Annotated in this window: 17 protein-coding genes; 9 read left to right on the plus strand and 8 right to left on the minus strand. The window is 53.0% G+C overall.

Going from position 1 to position 16,440, the window contains the following annotated elements; translation table 11 throughout:
• Positions 1-90 precede the first annotated feature (90 nt).
• The 3 genes from holC (at position 91) to BZK40_RS08060 (ending at position 4,099) form a co-directional block, all read left to right on the plus strand.
• The gene (holC, locus tag BZK40_RS08050) at positions 91-534 is read left to right on the plus strand and encodes a DNA polymerase III subunit chi (protein WP_003830256.1); all 444 of its coding nucleotides are present in this window, start codon (positions 91-93) and stop codon (positions 532-534) included.
• Positions 534-3,389, plus strand: a complete 2,856-nt coding sequence (locus BZK40_RS08055; protein ID WP_008786064.1) for a valine--tRNA ligase — start codon at positions 534-536, stop codon at positions 3,387-3,389. The genes holC and BZK40_RS08055 overlap by 1 nt, the downstream gene beginning before the upstream one ends.
• Before the next feature lie 206 nt (positions 3,390-3,595).
• The gene (locus BZK40_RS08060; RefSeq protein WP_049014657.1) at positions 3,596-4,099 is read left to right on the plus strand and encodes a GNAT family N-acetyltransferase; all 504 of its coding nucleotides are present in this window, start codon (positions 3,596-3,598) and stop codon (positions 4,097-4,099) included.
• A gap of 26 nt (positions 4,100-4,125) precedes the next feature.
• On the opposite strand, the gene BZK40_RS08065 is transcribed toward BZK40_RS08060, so the two are convergent.
• The 3 genes from BZK40_RS08065 to rraB form a co-directional block, all read right to left on the minus strand.
• Positions 4,126-4,956: a hypothetical protein gene (locus BZK40_RS08065; RefSeq protein ID WP_032942198.1), complete on the minus strand. Its 831-nt coding sequence runs from the start codon at positions 4,954-4,956 to the stop codon at positions 4,126-4,128.
• A gap of 165 nt (positions 4,957-5,121) precedes the next feature.
• Complete coding sequence (gene miaE / locus BZK40_RS08070) at positions 5,122-5,880, minus strand: tRNA isopentenyl-2-thiomethyl-A-37 hydroxylase MiaE (protein WP_008786061.1); 759 nt, start codon at positions 5,878-5,880, stop codon at positions 5,122-5,124.
• 51 nt (positions 5,881-5,931) lie between these two features.
• Positions 5,932-6,357 carry a ribonuclease E inhibitor RraB gene (gene rraB / locus BZK40_RS08075; protein ID WP_003025845.1) on the minus strand — a complete coding sequence of 142 codons (426 nt, stop codon included), beginning with the start codon at positions 6,355-6,357 and terminating at the stop codon, positions 5,932-5,934.
• Between the two features lie 98 nt (positions 6,358-6,455).
• Between rraB and argL the strand changes: the two genes are divergently transcribed.
• The gene (argL, locus tag BZK40_RS25010; RefSeq protein ID WP_370867251.1) at positions 6,456-6,551 is read left to right on the plus strand and encodes a putative translational regulatory protein ArgL; all 96 of its coding nucleotides are present in this window, start codon (positions 6,456-6,458) and stop codon (positions 6,549-6,551) included.
• Positions 6,521-7,525, plus strand: coding sequence for an ornithine carbamoyltransferase (gene argF / locus BZK40_RS08080; RefSeq protein ID WP_079934455.1), 1,005 nt, complete (start codon positions 6,521-6,523; stop codon positions 7,523-7,525). The genes argL and argF overlap by 31 nt, the downstream gene beginning before the upstream one ends.
• A gap of 107 nt (positions 7,526-7,632) precedes the next feature.
• On the opposite strand, the gene BZK40_RS08085 is transcribed toward argF, so the two are convergent.
• Positions 7,633-8,085: a YhcH/YjgK/YiaL family protein gene (locus BZK40_RS08085; RefSeq protein WP_079934456.1), complete on the minus strand. Its 453-nt coding sequence runs from the start codon at positions 8,083-8,085 to the stop codon at positions 7,633-7,635.
• Between the two features lie 238 nt (positions 8,086-8,323).
• On the opposite strand from BZK40_RS08085, the gene pyrL reads away from it, so the two are divergent.
• The 4 genes from pyrL to ridA all read left to right on the plus strand — a co-directional run bounded on the left by pyrL (position 8,324) and on the right by ridA (position 10,335).
• Positions 8,324-8,425: a pyr operon leader peptide gene (gene pyrL, locus BZK40_RS08090; RefSeq protein WP_003025819.1), complete on the plus strand. Its 102-nt coding sequence runs from the start codon at positions 8,324-8,326 to the stop codon at positions 8,423-8,425.
• Positions 8,426-8,461: 36 nt separating this feature from the next.
• Complete coding sequence (pyrB, locus tag BZK40_RS08095) at positions 8,462-9,397, plus strand: aspartate carbamoyltransferase (protein ID WP_003025818.1); 936 nt, start codon at positions 8,462-8,464, stop codon at positions 9,395-9,397.
• Positions 9,398-9,410: 13 nt separating this feature from the next.
• A complete protein-coding gene (gene pyrI, locus BZK40_RS08100) occupies positions 9,411-9,872 on the plus strand; it encodes an aspartate carbamoyltransferase regulatory subunit (RefSeq protein ID WP_003025816.1) in 462 nt (153 codons plus the stop codon).
• A gap of 76 nt (positions 9,873-9,948) precedes the next feature.
• Positions 9,949-10,335 carry a 2-iminobutanoate/2-iminopropanoate deaminase gene (gene ridA / locus BZK40_RS08105; protein ID WP_000047544.1) on the plus strand — a complete coding sequence of 129 codons (387 nt, stop codon included), beginning with the start codon at positions 9,949-9,951 and terminating at the stop codon, positions 10,333-10,335.
• Positions 10,336-10,426: 91 nt separating this feature from the next.
• Here ridA and BZK40_RS08110 read toward each other — a convergent pair whose 3' ends face one another.
• The 4 genes from BZK40_RS08110 to mgtA all read right to left on the minus strand — a co-directional run bounded on the left by BZK40_RS08110 (position 10,427) and on the right by mgtA (position 16,377).
• Positions 10,427-11,713 (minus strand): TRAP transporter large permease, encoded by a 1,287-nt coding sequence (locus BZK40_RS08110; RefSeq protein WP_003830349.1) that lies wholly within the window; start codon positions 11,711-11,713, stop codon positions 10,427-10,429.
• Positions 11,714-11,743: 30 nt separating this feature from the next.
• On the minus strand, positions 11,744-12,253 hold the full coding sequence (locus tag BZK40_RS08115; protein WP_020996255.1) for a TRAP transporter small permease: 510 nt from the start codon (positions 12,251-12,253) through the stop codon (positions 11,744-11,746).
• Between the two features lie 62 nt (positions 12,254-12,315).
• Entirely contained in the window at positions 12,316-13,293 is a 978-nt protein-coding gene (locus tag BZK40_RS08120; protein WP_079934457.1) for a TRAP transporter substrate-binding protein, read from the minus strand.
• A gap of 375 nt (positions 13,294-13,668) precedes the next feature.
• A complete protein-coding gene (gene mgtA / locus BZK40_RS08125; RefSeq protein ID WP_048215054.1) occupies positions 13,669-16,377 on the minus strand; it encodes a magnesium-translocating P-type ATPase in 2,709 nt (902 codons plus the stop codon).
• Between the last annotated feature and the right edge of the window lie 63 nt (positions 16,378-16,440).

Below are 16,440 nucleotides of genomic sequence, written 5' to 3' on the forward strand. Positions count from 1 at the left end.
ACCCGGCCTACAACATCACTCAACCGTAGGCCGGGTAAGCGTAGCGCCACCCGGCTTTGCATTTAAATCCACAACAAGAAGCCCCATATCATGAGAAACGCAACGTTCTATATTCTGGACAATGACAACACCGTCGATGGCTTAAGCGCCGTTGAACAACTGGTGTGTGAAATTGCCGCAGAACGTTGGCGTGCTGGCAAGCGCGTGCTGATCGCCTGTGAAAACGAAAAGCAGGCTCTTCGACTGGATGAAGCTCTGTGGGCAAGACCGGCAGAAAGTTTTGTTCCGCATAATCTGGCGGGAGAAGGCCCCAGAGGTGGCGCGCCGGTAGAGATTGCCTGGCCGGAGAAACGCAATAGCAGCCCGCGCGACCTGCTCATCAGTTTGCGCGTTGGCTTTGCAGATTTTGCCACCGCTTTCACAGAAGTGATAGACTTCGTTCCTTACGAAGATTCTTTGAAACAATCGGCACGCGATCGCTACAAAGCTTACCGCGTGGCTGGTTTTAACCTGAATACGGCAACCTGGAAATAATGGAAAAGACATACAACCCACAAGATATCGAACAGCCGCTTTACGAGCACTGGGAAAAGCAGGGCTATTTCAAACCTAACGGCGATGAAAGCAAAGAGTCCTTCTGCATCATGATCCCGCCGCCGAACGTCACCGGCAGTTTGCATATGGGTCATGCTTTCCAGCAAACCATCATGGATACCATGATTCGCTACCAGCGCATGCAGGGTAAAAACACCCTGTGGCAGGCCGGTACCGACCACGCGGGTATCGCTACCCAGATGGTGGTTGAGCGTAAGATTGCCGCTGAAGAAGGTAAAACCCGTCACGACTACGGTCGCGAAGCGTTTATCGACAAAATTTGGCAGTGGAAAGCGGAATCCGGCGGCACCATTACCCGTCAGATGCGCCGTCTCGGCAACTCCGTTGACTGGGAGCGCGAGCGCTTCACTATGGACGAAGGTCTTTCCAATGCCGTGAAAGAAGTCTTTGTTCGCCTGTACAAAGAAGATCTGATCTACCGTGGCAAGCGTCTGGTCAACTGGGACCCGAAACTGCGCACCGCTATTTCTGATCTGGAAGTGGAAAACCGCGAGTCTAAAGGCTCCATGTGGCACATCCGCTATCCGCTGGCTGACGGCGCGAAAACCGCAGACGGTAAAGATTACCTGGTCGTCGCCACCACCCGTCCGGAAACCGTACTGGGTGATACCGGCGTAGCCGTTAACCCGGAAGATCCGCGCTACAAAGATCTGATCGGCAAATTCGTTGTCCTGCCGCTGGTTAACCGTCGCATTCCGATCGTCGGCGATGAACACGCCGACATGGAAAAAGGCACCGGCTGCGTGAAGATCACCCCGGCGCACGACTTTAACGACTACGAAGTCGGGAAACGTCATGGTCTGCCAATGATCAACATTCTGACCTTTGACGGCGACATCCGCGAAACCGCGGAAGTGTACGACACCAAAGGCGAAGAGTCCGACGTTTACTCCAATGAAATCCCGGCTGAGTTCCAGAAGCTGGAACGTTTTGCTGCGCGTAAAGCGGTGGTTGCCGCCGTTGATGCCCTGGGCCTGCTGGAAGAAATTAAACCGCACGACCTGACCGTACCTTACGGCGACCGTGGCGGCGTGGTTATCGAACCGATGCTGACCGACCAGTGGTACGTCCGTGCCGACGTGTTGGCAAAACCGGCGGTTGAAGCGGTTGAGAATGGCGACATCCAGTTCGTACCGAAGCAGTACGAAAACATGTACTTCTCCTGGATGCGCGATATTCAGGACTGGTGTATTTCCCGTCAGCTGTGGTGGGGTCACCGTATCCCGGCATGGTATGACAACGACGGCAATGTCTACGTTGGCCGCACCGAAGACGAAGTGCGTCAGGAAAACAACCTCGGCGCCGACGTTGCGCTGCGTCAGGACGAAGACGTTCTCGATACCTGGTTCTCTTCTGCACTGTGGACCTTCTCTACGCTGGGCTGGCCGGAAAATACCGACGCGCTGCGTCAGTTCCACCCAACCAGCGTGATGGTTTCCGGCTTCGACATTATCTTCTTCTGGATTGCCCGCATGATCATGATGACCATGCACTTCATCAAAGATGAAAACGGCAAGCCGCAGGTTCCGTTCAAGACCGTCTACATGACCGGTCTTATCCGTGACGACGAAGGCCAGAAGATGTCCAAATCCAAGGGCAACGTGATTGACCCGCTGGATATGGTCGATGGTATCTCTCTGGCAGAACTGCTGGAGAAACGTACCGGCAACATGATGCAGCCGCAGCTGGCTGAGAAAATTGCCAAGCGTACCGAGAAGCAGTTCCCGGACGGCATCGAGCCGCACGGCACCGACGCCCTGCGTTTCACCCTGGCAGCGCTGGCCTCTACCGGTCGCGATATCAACTGGGACATGAAGCGTCTGGAAGGTTACCGTAACTTCTGTAACAAGCTGTGGAACGCCAGCCGCTTCGTACTGATGAATACCGAAGATCAGGATTGCGGCTTCAACGGTGGCGAAATGACCCTGTCGCTGGCGGATCGCTGGATCCTCGCTGAATTCAACCAGACCATCAAAGCGTACCGCGAAGCGCTGGACAACTTCCGCTTCGATATCGCCGCGGGCATTCTGTACGAGTTCACCTGGAACCAGTTCTGCGACTGGTATCTGGAGCTGACCAAGCCGGTCATGAACGGTGGTTCCGAATCTGAACTGCGCGGCACCCGCAATACGCTGGTTACCGTGCTGGAAGGTCTGCTGCGTCTGGCGCACCCAATCATTCCGTTCATCACCGAGACCATCTGGCAGCGCGTGAAAGTGATTTGTGGCAACACTGCAGATACCATCATGCTGCAGCCGTTCCCGGAATATAACGCAGCGCAGGTTGATGAAGCGGCGCTGGCCGATACCGAATGGCTGAAGCAGGCAATCGTCGCCGTACGTAACATCCGTGCGGAAATGAACATCGCCCCGGGCAAACCGCTGGAGCTGCTGCTGCGTGGTTGCAGCGCTGATGCGATGCGTCGTGTGAACGACAACCGCAGCTTCCTGCTGAACCTGGCACGTCTGGAAAGCATTACCGTGCTGCCAGCCGATGACAAAGGTCCGGTCTCCGTGACCAAAATCATCGACGGCGCCGAACTGCTGATCCCAATGGCTGGCCTCATCAACAAAGAAGATGAGCTGGCACGTCTGGCGAAAGAAGTGGCGAAAATCGAAGGCGAGATTGCCCGTATCGAAGGCAAACTTTCCAACGAAGGTTTCGTTGCCCGCGCACCGGAAGCAGTTATCGCCAAAGAGCGTGAGAAGCTGGACGGTTACGCAGAAGCCAAAGCGAAGCTGATTGAACAGCAGGCGGTCATCGCCGCGCTGTAATTGCCTATGCCGGATAGCGCTGCGCTTATTCGGCAAACGGGCACCGTCATCGTAGGTCGGATAAGCGTAGCGCATCCGACACCACAGACGATAAAGCCTCTGACGCATATGCTCAGAGGCTTTTTATTGAATTATCCTCGCTTGCGCTTCCCCTCGCCGCAGTGGTATTAACTGCATATGTCTCACTTTTATGTCATGAGTTCGCTATGAGTGTCATTACCTCCGTCGCGGCAACGCTGCGCCGAATTTCTGCCGATGATAACGCCGCAATTGCCCGCGTTATCCGCAAAGTTTCCGCTGAATACGGGCTTACCGCCGATAAGGGGTATACCGTTGCCGACCCTAATCTGGACGAACTGTTCCAGGTTTACAGCCAGCCGGGCGCAGCCTACTGGGTGGTTGAGCAAAACGGTGAAGTCGTGGGCGGCGGTGGTGTTGCACCGTTAGGATGTAGTGAACCAGACATTTGCGAGCTGCAAAAGATGTACTTCCTGTCGAGCGCGCGCGGTCAGGGGCTGGCGAAAAAACTGGCGCTGATGGCGCTCGAACATGCCCGCGAGCAGGGTTTTAAACAGTGCTATCTGGAGACCACGGCTTTTCTGACTGAGGCAATCCGCCTGTATGAACATTTAGGCTTTGAGCATATCAGCGAAGCGCTGGGCTGTACCGGGCACGTGGATTGTGAAGTGCGGATGTTAAAGCCCCTCTGACCTTACGCCGAGAGGCTTTAGCCACGTTACTGCATCTCGGCTGAGAGCATCAGTCGAATAACGCCAGCCGCGCGGGCGGTTGGCAGCTTCAGCACCTGTGACCAGAGATCCTGCACTATCTCACAGGCAATCTTCTCTTTGCCGATCGCTTTAGTCGGATCGGCCATGATCTGAATATCCGGCCCATAGCGCTGTACTAGCCCAGGGCTTATTGCTTGCAGATCCTGCAACGCCAGCTGTTTCTCTTCTGCCGTGACCGTATGTTTGTTCGGACCATAGGCAGCACGCATCATACTCATATCACTCGCCATACGACGGTTCATGATCTCATGCGGAACCAGACGTGCCGGGTTAATCCCCCCTTTCACTGCCGGAAACAGAAAGCGGAAGCATTCGTCATCACCGATTTTGGCCACAGCAGCGATCTGCTCAAGGTTAATTTTCATATATTCAATGACATTAGCATCTGGCGCCTGCTGCAATCTCGCCATTTGCAACTGAAGAATTTGCGGCTGTATCGCGTCGATAACCTGCTGTTCGCTACTCCCTGCTTTCTTCATCTGCGCAGCCTGGCTGATAATTTTTTGTGTCAGCTCAGGTTCCTGCTCCTTAATCACCTGAAACGCCGGATTGGAGAGCATCGCCTTTTCAAACTGCTGCTCTTCGGTCAGACCATAATCCGGGCTTTCGCGTGGGATCAGGTAGTGCACATCAAACAGATTCCACGCGATAATCGCCACCACAAAAACCACCGCGCCGGAGATCTTGCCCAGCCAGCCTTTTTTGCGAAACATGCCAACGACGATAGCAATCACCGCCCCGATATAACCTGCCAACAAAACGTGTGCCCAGTTCATTAACCATCCTTATGCCAAATCATCTCTGTTACGGGGATATATTTCCCCTTCGCGTGTTTTGATTATTACGGCAGCAGCGAGCGATTTCCAGCCACCAGATTTTGCTAACAGAAACAGGAAGGATTAAACCGCGCGGCGATGGACACCGCGCGTCAAAGAAAGGAATTAAGCTGGCACACCGCTGTGGAAGCGGAATTCATCGTCAGGAGAGGTGATCAACGCGGCTTCTACTTCGCCAAAAAACCGAACCCGGCTACTGATATCATCGGCTGAAACCTGCTGCGCCAGCGCCAGGTAATCCTGATAATGTCGGGCCTCGGATCGCAGCAGCGACAGATAAAACGCCTGCAAATCGTCATCCAGATACGGTGCCAACGCGGCGAACCGTTCACAGGAACGCGCCTCAATATAAGCCCCGCAAATCAGTTTATCGATTAACGTCAGCGGCTCGTGGGTGCGTACCTCTTTGAGCATGCCTTTAGCGTAACGGCTGGCGGTAATCTTAATATAGGGAATGTTGCGGCTCATCATCGCCTCACGCACCTGCCAGAAGTGATGCAGCTCTTCTTTGATCAGCAAAACCATGCTGTCGATAAGCTTGCGTCCCCACGGGTCGTCGGTTTGCGGCATCACGCTTTTGCTTATCTGTTTATTCAGCGCGATAAAATCCGGCTCATCCCCTTCTCTGAAAGCAAACGCTTCATAGGGTTTCAGCCAGTCCAACAGCGCCTGCGATCCCTGTTTATCCGCAACATACTTACGCACCAACAGCATCGCCGTTTGCGCCGCTTTCAGCTCACAGACGAGGTGATCGGTCAATAACAGAGGCAGATTTGCCGGGTCCCGCGCTTTATCAAGCCAGGCCTGAGGCGTTTTACAGTGTAGGAAGTTGTGGATCGGGGAGAGTATTTGCAGGTAATCCATACGTTGTCCTTGGCCTGCGGCAGCCGATGCTACCGCAGGTCAGTTGATGACTTAGTGACGCACGCCGTCATCATCTTCGTCGACGAGGTCTTCATCGTCGCCGTCTTCACCTTCTTCGCCGTTCGGGTCTTCAAAATAGGTGCCCCAACCGTCGTATTCCACATCGTATTTTTCAGCCAGGTTCATCAGCTGCTCAACCTGAGCATCGATCAACTCCGCATTCAGTGCACATTCGCTCAGAATGTCACAGCAAATAACCGTGTCGCCTTCTTCCACTTCCAGCTCTTCCGGCTCGGTCACTTCATAACCCAGCTTGAAGGCTTCTACTGCCGCTTTTTCCAGGGTTTCGAAGTCATCCGCGGAAAGGTGATGCTCGATGGTGTACAGCGCGTCTGGATCGCTGCCATCTTCGAGTAACTCTTCAATAATCAAGCGTGTTTCTTCACGCTGCTCTTCCAGTAGTTCCGGGTTTGCCATGGCTCGTTCCTCATAATGTCCTGCCGATACTCTTATTGTCACATACCGCTGTCATTGCCTCCACCTTTCCAGGAAAGATTTGTTAAACAAGGTTGCAAATGAATAAACATCCATATAAATTGAATTTTAATTCAATAAATGGCCTAAGCCATGTGAGGGAACCATGTCTGCGTTTTATCAGAAACATTTTTTGAAACTGCTTGATTTCACCTCTGCTGAACTCACGTCACTGCTTCAGCTCGCCGCACAGCTGAAGGCGGATAAGAAAAACGGCACTGAAGTCGCAAAGCTCACCGGTAAAAACATCGCGCTCATCTTCGAAAAAGACTCAACCCGTACCCGTTGCTCTTTCGAAGTTGCCGCATACGATCAGGGCGCGCGCGTGACATATCTCGGGCCGAGCGGCAGCCAGATTGGCCATAAAGAGTCGATCAAAGACACCGCCCGCGTACTCGGCCGTATGTACGACGGTATTCAGTATCGGGGCCACGGTCAGGAGATTGTCGAGACGCTGGCGGAATATGCCGGAGTTCCGGTGTGGAACGGATTAACCAACGAGTTTCATCCCACCCAGCTGCTGGCGGATCTGTTAACTATGCATGAACACCTGCCGGGTAAAGCGTTTAATGAGATGACGCTGGTCTACACCGGTGATGCCCGCAACAATATGGGTAATTCCATGCTGGAAGCCGCCGCGTTAACCGGGCTGGATCTGCGTCTGGTCGCACCGCAGGCCTGCTGGCCGGAAGAAAGTCTGGTTGCGGAGTGCAAAGCGCTGGCACAGAAAAACGGCGGCAATATTACGCTGACCGAAGATGTCGCCACGGGCGTGAAAGACGCAGACTTCATCTATACCGACGTCTGGGTATCAATGGGCGAGGCAAAAGAGAAGTGGGCCGAACGTATTGCGCTGCTGCGTAAGTACCAGGTTAATAGCGCGATGATGGCGTTGACCGGCAATCCGCAGGTGAAATTCCTGCACTGCTTGCCCGCGTTTCATGACGATCAAACCACGCTTGGCAAACAAATGGCACAGGAATATGGTCTGCACGGTGGAATGGAAGTGACCGATGAGGTCTTTGAATCCCCCGCCAGTATCGTATTTGATCAGGCAGAAAACCGGATGCACACCATCAAAGCGGTGATGGTGGCGACGCTGGCGAAGTAAGAGCATGGATGAAAAGAATGCCGGATGGCGATGCTAAGCATCTTATCCGGCCTACAATAGCGCTCCCGTAGGCCGGGCAAGGCGAAGCCGCCCCCCGGCAAATACGCTTATGCCACCCGCATTTTCACCACGGCTTTGCGTACCAGCGCTGGTGCACCGACCGCGCACAGCGGTTTATGCACTTCGCCCGGATAGAACACCACGAAATCACCTTCGTTCAGCACCACCGTTTTCTCCTGTCCCCCTTCCGGCAGGAAGGCGATATCTTTATCCGCCAGCCAGTCAGTTTCCGGCGCGCCCGCAGGCTGCGTGCTGAAGGTCATGCCTTCCTGACCTTTGAGCAGGATCTGAATATCCAGATAGCGCGCGTGATACTCAGCGCGGCGCTGTGCAAACGGCTCCGTCATATCTTCAGCAATCAGATAAAACAGACGATCGCCGTCGATGTCGTGCTTACCCTTTTCCGTCGCATCCGTCACATGCGCTTTAATGTGTTCAATCGCCTGACGCAGCTCTTCCGGCAGCCAGGCATCCAGGTTGTGAATATTGCCGACAATCATCTTAAACCCCTTAATTAAAACATCGTTTCATTTTAGTTGTTATACGAAAAAACGGTCTGCCATACTACTGCTATTTGCCGATATTTTGCGTCAACGCATGTTTATCTCATTGTTGCTGTTTGGCATTCAGGGTGAATGAATATTCATGAGAATCGTTTGCGATGAATAATTTGTGAATTTTTCGCTTGATCCCATAACGGAGCTGAGTATAATCGCGGACAATTTGCCGGGAGGATGTATGGTTCAGTGTGTACGACATTTTGTCTTACCGCGTCTGAAAAAGGACGCTGGCCTGCCGTTTTTCTTTCCGTTGATCACCCATTCCGAGCCCCTCAATTGAGGGGCTTTTTTTTTGCCCAGGCGTCAGGAGATAAACATGGCTAACCCGCTCTATCAAAAACACATCATTTCCATAAACGACCTCAGCCGCGATGACCTCAATCTGGTCCTCGCAACAGCGGCGAAATTAAAAGCTAACCCACAGCCGGAGCTGTTAAAGCATAAGGTTATCGCCAGCTGCTTCTTTGAAGCCTCAACCCGCACCCGTTTATCCTTTGAAACCTCCATGCACCGCCTGGGCGCCAGCGTGGTGGGTTTCTCTGACAGCAGCAATACCTCTCTGGGCAAAAAAGGTGAAACGCTGGCCGACACTATTTCCGTCATCAGCACCTATGTCGACGCCATCGTAATGCGCCATCCGCAGGAAGGCGCCGCGCGTCTGGCTACGGAGTTCTCCGGTAACGTTCCGGTACTGAACGCAGGCGACGGCTCCAACCAACATCCCACCCAAACGCTGCTGGATCTGTTCACCATTCAGGAAACTCAGGGTCGCCTGGACAATCTGCACATCGCCATGGTGGGTGACCTGAAATATGGCCGCACCGTCCATTCCCTGACCCAGGCGCTGGCGAAGTTCGAAGGTAACCGTTTCTACTTCATCGCCCCGGACGCGTTGGCGATGCCGCAATACATTCTGGATATGTTGAATGAAAAAGGTATCGCCTGGAGCCTACACGGCACTATTGAAGAGGTGATGGCGGAGGTCGATATCCTCTACATGACCCGCGTACAAAAAGAGCGTCTGGACCCGTCCGAATACGCCAACGTGAAAGCGCAGTTTGTTCTGCGCGCCAGCGATCTGAACGGCGCCAGAGCAAACATGAAGGTACTGCATCCGCTGCCGCGTATTGATGAGATCACCACCGACGTCGACAAGACGCCGCACGCCTGGTATTTCCAGCAGGCTGGCAACGGCATCTTCGCCCGCCAGGCGTTACTGGCACTGGTATTGAATAGCGAACTGGCACTGTAAGGGAGAAAAAGAGATGACACACGATAACAAACTGCAGGTTGAAGCCATCAAACGTGGCACCGTGATTGACCATATTCCCGCACAGGTTGGTTTTAAGCTGCTGACGCTGTTCAAACTGACGGAAACCGACCAGCGTATCACCATCGGTCTGAACCTGCCGTCAGGCGAGATGGGCCGTAAGGACCTGATTAAAATTGAAAACACGTTCCTGACCGATGAGCAGGTAAACCAGCTCTCCCTGTACGCCCCGCAGGCAACGGTAAACCGCATTGACGATTACGACGTGGTGGGTAAATCACGTCCGAGCCTGCCAGAGCGTATCGACAACGTACTGGTTTGCCCGAACAGCAACTGTATCAGCCATGCTGAGCCGGTTTCCTCCAGTTTTGCAGTGAAAAAGCGTGCTGATGACATCGCACTCAAATGCAAATACTGTGAAAAAGAGTTTTCGCATTATGTGGTGCTGGCCAACTAATTGGGGTTGGTTATGAGATCCCGGCTCCCTATAATGAGCGGGAACATTCTACTACCGCTGTAATTCAGGAGAAATCATGAGCAAGACTATCGCGACGGAAAATGCACCAGCAGCAATCGGCCCATACGTTCAGGGCGTTGACCTGGGTAGCATGGTAATCACTTCCGGTCAGATCCCGGTCGATCCGAAAACCGGTGCCGTAGCGGAAGACGTGTCCGCTCAGGCACGTCAGTCGCTGGAAAACGTAAAAGCTATCGTTGAAGCAGCAGGCCTGAAAGTGGGCGACATCGTAAAAACGACCGTCTTCGTAAAAGACCTGAACGATTTCGCAACTGTAAACGCGACCTACGAAGCGTTCTTCACCGAACACAACGCGACCTTCCCTGCGCGTTCTTGCGTAGAAGTTGCCCGTCTGCCGAAAGACGTGAAAATCGAGATTGAAGCGATCGCCGTTCGTCGCTAAGTCTCCTTGTACCGGATGGCGGCTTCGCCTCGTCCGGCCAATGCACGGATCGTTTACAGGCCCGGTAAGCGCGAGCGCCACCGGGCATTTATCACATCACGCCAAACAGTTTCGGCAGGAACAGCGAAATCGCCGGAATGTACGTCACGAGCATCAGCACCAGGAATAGCACGAGGTAGAACGGCAACATCGCCTTCACCACCTGCTCTATTTTCTGTTTACTCACCGCACTGGCCACAAACAGCACCGACCCTACCGGCGGCGTAATCAGGCCGATCCCTAAGTTCACCAGCATGATCATGCCAAAATGAACCGGATCAATGCCGAGCGCGTTGGTCACCGGCAGCAGAACCGGCGTCAGAATGAGGATCAGCGGTGCCATATCCATCAGCGTACCGATCAGCAGCAGCATTATGTTAATACACATCAGGATGACGTATTTGTTGTCCGAGATGCTGGTGAAGGCTTCAGTGATACGCATCGGCAACTGCATATAGGTCATGACGGCACCGAACGCAGCAGCAAAACCTATCAGGATCATAACGATAGTGACCGTTTTCACCGTGCGGAACATCAGCTTCGGCAGCTCAGACCATTTATAGTCACGATAGATAAACATGGTGACAAAGAAAGCCCACAGGCAGGCAATTGCCGCAGACTCCGTTGCGGTAAAGATACCTGACAGGATACCGCCCATGATGATCACAACGGTCATCAGGCCCCACAGCGTATCGACGAAAATCTTCAGCGCCTGGCGAAACGGTACACGTTCTCCTTTTGGATAACCGCGCTTGTGCGCAAAAGCCACGCACATCACCATCAGGCTGAGGCTTAACAGCAGCCCCGGCAGTATCCCGGCGATGAACAGCGCGGCAATCGACACCGTGCCGCCGGTCGCCAGCGAGTAAATAACCGAGTTATGGCTGGGCGGCGTAAGAATCGCCTGTACCGAACCGCTGGCCGTTACCGCTGCGGCAAAGTCACGCGGATAACCTTTTTTATCCATCTCCGGGATCATTACCGAACCGATGGACGCGGTATCAGCCACAGACGATCCGGAAATAGCGCCAAAAAAGGTTGATGCCACAATGTTTACCAGCGACAGTCCGCCGCGGATAAAACCAACAAAAATATAGGCAAAGTTCACCAGTCGCCGCGCAATTCCCCCTTCGGCCATGATTGCCCCAGCCAGAATAAAGAATGGGATCGCTAACAGAGAGAACTTGTTCACCCCGCTGGTCAGTTGGATCATTACCGCTTCCAGCGGAATATCAATATACCAGGCCCCAATGATGGCGCTAATGCCAACCGCGTACGCTACCGGTACCCCAATCGCCAGCATAATGCCGAGCGTAAAGACGAGAATAAATGCATCCATCTGCTTTCCTTTCTGAAATGGGGGCGGTAACTAGCTGGTCGATCCCAGCATGACAACGGGACGTTGGTACTGCGGACCACGGAAAATCTTTTCAGCGATAAACAGCAGCGTTATGGCAGAGCCTATCGGCAACGGAAGATAGTTTTGCCCGGCGCTTAAAAGCGGGAATTCCGCCACAGGCTGGTCCCACAGTTCAAGACAGAGATTGGTTCCGTACCACAGAATGAACAGACTTATCGCCACCAACATAACGTCAGCGATTACCGAGCAATAACGGCGGGAAGCATCCCCCAGACGGTCAATCACCATGCTCACCGCGATATGCGAGCCTGCACGATAGCTCACCGCCGCGCCAATAAAGGTGAATGTCACCATACAGAGAATAGCGACGGGTTCAGGCCATGACAGGGCGTTATTCAGAACATAACGCGCGAATATGCCAATGGGGATAATGGCGACCATGACCAATAATGCGATACCGGCAATCCACATTGACACTCGATAAAGAAAATCCATTACCGATGAATAGCATTCACCCATAATTATCACCTCGAATTAATCAAAAGATTCAGGCGGAGGGTTGATATCCTCCACCTGATGAATTACTTCACATCCTGAATACGTTTGATCAAATCCTGGTGGTCTTTACCGTAATTATCCCGCACTGACTGCGTGGCTTTATAGAAATAGTCCGTATCAATATCGTGGAACTGAACGCCGTTGGCTTTCATGGTCTCCAGTGATTTCGCATTATAATCCTGCCAAAGTTTTCGTTGCTCTATCTGTGCTTCTTTGGCGAGTTTAATAATGAGATCCTGATCTTCTTTTTTCAACTTATCCCATTTAGCTTTCGAAAACAGAAAAAGCTCAGGAATAATAAAGTGTTTGCTCCAGGTATAGTTTTTCACGACCGGCAAATAGTTATGCGCAACAAACGTTGGCGGGTTATTTTCCGTGCCATCAATAACGCCGGTCTGCATGCCGCTAAATACTTCACTGACGCCCATGACAACGGAGTTAGCGCCCATCGCTTTCAGGGTATCCAGCGCTATCGGACTTCCTTGAACGCGGATTTTCATACCGTGTAAATCTTCCGGTTTCACCACCGGATTTTTGGTGATCAGGTTTCGCGTGCCGGCATCCATCCAGCCGAGAAACACCAGCCGCGATTTGGTATTGGCCGTCAGACGGTCGCCAATCTCCTGACCGATCATGCCGTCGAGAACCTTATGCAGATGGTCCTCATCGCGGAAAATATATGGCAGGGTAAACACGTTAATTTCAGGGAGAATGGCGGCAACAGGCGTCATTGAGACACGAATAATATCGATAGCGCCTAATTGCGCCTGTTCAATCATCTGTTTTTCATCGCCTAACACGCCACCAGGAAATGTTTTAATCTCCAGACGCCCGTCGGTCGCGGCGCTAAGTTTTTCCCCCATATGTTTCACTGCAACAACGTTCGGGTAATCAGCCGGATGCACATCTGCGGCGCGAAAAGTTTGTGCCAGCGTTGAATGACTCATCAGTAATACAGACGCGCCAATACATAGACTTAACAGGTTTTTTGTCAGTTTCATTTGTCCTTCTCCAGAAGTTCATAATATCCATTAACAGGAATAGCTTACAGAGCAAATGACTGCCGGAATTAAAAACGGGCAGCGAGAAACTTTCTTAACGACGTTACCTGCGCAGACTAACTGGTGTAACAATTTATTTCGATGACTGCGTTCACAAAAAATCGTAGATGCTTAAAATTTTTAGCACACTGTTTCATTTTTGCAATGCAGATCGTTTTATTGATAAAAAAACAACGCAAGGAAGGCGATTTGATACTAATAACACCCGTTAGCATTTCAATAAAAATAAAACACTAATGTTGTGAGGTAATATCTTCGAATGAAAATGAGGAATGCAGGATGGTATTAACACCATCCTGCTGAGGCGTTTTATGTTTACTGCCAGCCGTAGCGACGGCTATAAAAACCTTTCACTAATTGAGTCAATGTCATGTAACCCGCCAGAATCGCAATCAGCCACGGGAAGTAGCTCAGCGGTAATGCCTGCAATTGCAGATAGCTGGCCAGCGGCGAGAAGGGTAATGCAATGCCGACGACCATCACCACCAGCGTCATCAGCATCAGCGGCCACGCGGCGCGGCTCTGGATGAACGGCACGCGACGGGTACGAATCATATGCACAATCAACGTTTGCGACAGCAGGCCCACCACGAACCAGCCAGACTGGAACAACGTCTGATGTTCAGGCGTATTGGCATGGAAGACGAACCACATCAGGCAAAAGGTCAGAATGTCGAAGATCGAGCTGATCGGTCCAAAGAAGATCATAAAGCGGCCCAATTCGCTGGGATTCCAGCGCTGCGGCTTTTTGATCTGCTCTTCGTCGACGTTATCAAACGGAATCGCCACCTGGGATACATCGTACAGCAGGTTCTGAATCAGTAAGTGCAGCGGTAACATCGGCAGGAACGGTAAGAAGGCGCTCGCCACCAGCACGCTAAACACGTTACCGAAGTTTGAACTGGCCGTCATTTTGATGTACTTCAGCATGTTAGAGAAGGTACGGCGTCCTTCAATCACCCCTTCTTCCAGCACCATCAGGCTCTTTTCCAGCAGGATGATATCCGCCGCTTCACGCGCAATATCAACCGCGCCGTCAACGGAGATACCAATGTCCGCCGCGCGCAGCGCCGGGGCATCGTTTATACCATCGCCCATAAAGCCGACCACATGGCCTTCGCGCTTGAGCAGCGTGACAATGCGCTCTTTGTGCATTGGCGTCAGACGGGCAAACAGCGTGGTGCGCTGAGCAAGCCGAGCCAGCTCATCATCGCTTAATCCTTCAATGCTGCTACCGATAACCACATCCCCCGCATCCAGCCCCACTTCGTGACACACTTTTGCCGCCACCAGTTCGCTATCGCCAGTGAGGATTTTCACCGTAATGCCGCTGGCTTTCAGCGCTTTAAGCGCAGGGGCGGTGGTCTCTTTCGGCGGATCGAGGAACGCAATATAGCCTTCGAGGATCAGATCTGATTCATCGATACGCTGGTAATCACCTTCACGCGCTGGCAGGTATTTCGTCGCCACCGCCACCACACGCAGCCCCTGGCGGTTCAGCGTGTCCGTAACGCGTTTCACCCGACGCAGCATGTTGTCATCTAACGGGACTATCTCACCGTTGTGACGCACCTGGGTACACACGCTGAGGATCTCCTGTAGCGCCCCTTTACAGACCAACTGGTGCACATCGGTTTCTTCTGCCACCACTACCGACATGCGGCGACGTTCAAAATCAAACGGGATCTCATCGATTTTCTGCCAGCGAGTCGAGAGCTGGCGGGCTGATTCTTCGTCCACACCTTCCAGCACCGCCGTATCCAGCAGATTCTTCAGCCCGGTCTGATAATGGCTGTTCAGCCACGCAGAATGCAGGACATGTTCGCTGGGTTTACCAGAGATATCCGTATGATTCTCAAGTACAATTTTATCCTGAGTCAGGGTGCCGGTTTTATCGGTGCACAGAATATCCATTGCGCCAAAGTTCTGGATAGCGTCGAGGTGTTTAACGATAACCTTTTGTTTTGACAGCTTCACCGCCCCACGCGCCAGCGTCGAGGTGACGATCATCGGCAGCATTTCCGGTGTCAGTCCCACCGCCACAGACAGGGCAAACAGCGCCGCTTCCCACCAGTCACCTTTGGTGTAGCCGTTGATGATAAGCACGATGGGCGCCATCACCAGCATAAAGCGGATCAGCAGCATGCTGACGCGGCTGATCCCTTTCTGGAAGGCATTCTGCTCGCTTTCCTGCTCGCTGACGCGACCGGCCAGTTGCCCAAACCAGGTATTGGCTCCGGTTGAAATCACGATGGCCTGCGCCGTGCCGCTCACCACGTTGGTACCCATAAAGCACAGGGTATCGCATTCCAGCGGGTTGCTTTGCTGCGGATCGCGACTGGTTGCCACTTTCTCCACCGGCAGCGATTCACCGGTCAGCGAAGCCTGGGCTACGAACAGGTCACGAGCCTGTACCACGCGCAGATCGGCCGGGATCATATCCCCTGCCGCCAGCTTGATGACATCGCCGGGAACCAACTGGTCGATCGGCAGTTCAACCCAGCCGTTCTCCCCTTTCTCGTTGATGACGCGCAGCACCGTGGCGGTGTTGCTGACCATCGCTTTCAGCGCATCAGCCGCTTTGGTGGAACGCGCCTCTTGCACAAAATTCAGCAGCGTAGAGATGACGACCATCAGGGCGATGACGCCAGCGGCAAACAGATCTTCGGTGGCATAGGAAATCGCCCCGAGAATGGTCAGCAGTATATTAAACGGATTGCGGTAGCAGACCCACAGATGCACCCACCAGGGCGACGGCTTCTGCGCCGGCAACTGGTTCTCGCCATGTATTTCGCGGGCGTTCTCGACTTCTGCGGCGTTTAAGCCTTCCGGATGAGCGCCGAACGTTTTCCACAGCGCGTCTTCGTCCATCAGCGCCATTTTCAGGCAATGTTCGCTTAGCGATGGCGGGATCGGCGTGCTGGCAACGGTCTGAGCATTCGGCAATGGATCACGATGCACCAGACGATGCGGTAAATGGCGGTTTAGCCGGGCAAACAGCTGGCGGGTCATATTTTTGAACATAGGCAGTCCCTCTGCACCTGTATAAACAGGCGCAGTAAATCCTTCAGGCGTGGCAAAGCCTTG

This window comes from Citrobacter portucalensis (genome assembly GCF_002042885.1).
In the GTDB taxonomy this organism is placed as follows: domain Bacteria; phylum Pseudomonadota; class Gammaproteobacteria; order Enterobacterales; family Enterobacteriaceae; genus Citrobacter; species Citrobacter portucalensis.

Coding starts and splice junctions, on each gene's coding strand:
- holC (WP_003830256.1), top strand. CDS start 91: ATGAGAAACGCAACGTTCTATATTCTGGACAATGACAACACCGTCGAT.
- BZK40_RS08055 (WP_008786064.1), top strand. CDS start 534: ATGGAAAAGACATACAACCCACAAGATATCGAACAGCCGCTTTACGAG.
- BZK40_RS08060 (WP_049014657.1), top strand. CDS start 3,596: ATGAGTGTCATTACCTCCGTCGCGGCAACGCTGCGCCGAATTTCTGCC.
- BZK40_RS08065 (WP_032942198.1), bottom strand. CDS start 4,956: ATGAACTGGGCACACGTTTTGTTGGCAGGTTATATCGGGGCGGTGATT.
- miaE (WP_008786061.1), bottom strand. CDS start 5,880: ATGGATTACCTGCAAATACTCTCCCCGATCCACAACTTCCTACACTGT.
- rraB (WP_003025845.1), bottom strand. CDS start 6,357: ATGGCAAACCCGGAACTACTGGAAGAGCAGCGTGAAGAAACACGCTTG.
- argL (WP_370867251.1), top strand. CDS start 6,456: ATGAATAAACATCCATATAAATTGAATTTTAATTCAATAAATGGCCTA.
- argF (WP_079934455.1), top strand. CDS start 6,521: ATGTCTGCGTTTTATCAGAAACATTTTTTGAAACTGCTTGATTTCACC.
- BZK40_RS08085 (WP_079934456.1), bottom strand. CDS start 8,085: ATGATTGTCGGCAATATTCACAACCTGGATGCCTGGCTGCCGGAAGAG.
- pyrL (WP_003025819.1), top strand. CDS start 8,324: ATGGTTCAGTGTGTACGACATTTTGTCTTACCGCGTCTGAAAAAGGAC.
- pyrB (WP_003025818.1), top strand. CDS start 8,462: ATGGCTAACCCGCTCTATCAAAAACACATCATTTCCATAAACGACCTC.
- pyrI (WP_003025816.1), top strand. CDS start 9,411: ATGACACACGATAACAAACTGCAGGTTGAAGCCATCAAACGTGGCACC.
- ridA (WP_000047544.1), top strand. CDS start 9,949: ATGAGCAAGACTATCGCGACGGAAAATGCACCAGCAGCAATCGGCCCA.
- BZK40_RS08110 (WP_003830349.1), bottom strand. CDS start 11,713: ATGGATGCATTTATTCTCGTCTTTACGCTCGGCATTATGCTGGCGATT.
- BZK40_RS08115 (WP_020996255.1), bottom strand. CDS start 12,253: ATGGGTGAATGCTATTCATCGGTAATGGATTTTCTTTATCGAGTGTCA.
- BZK40_RS08120 (WP_079934457.1), bottom strand. CDS start 13,293: ATGAAACTGACAAAAAACCTGTTAAGTCTATGTATTGGCGCGTCTGTA.
- mgtA (WP_048215054.1), bottom strand. CDS start 16,377: ATGTTCAAAAATATGACCCGCCAGCTGTTTGCCCGGCTAAACCGCCAT.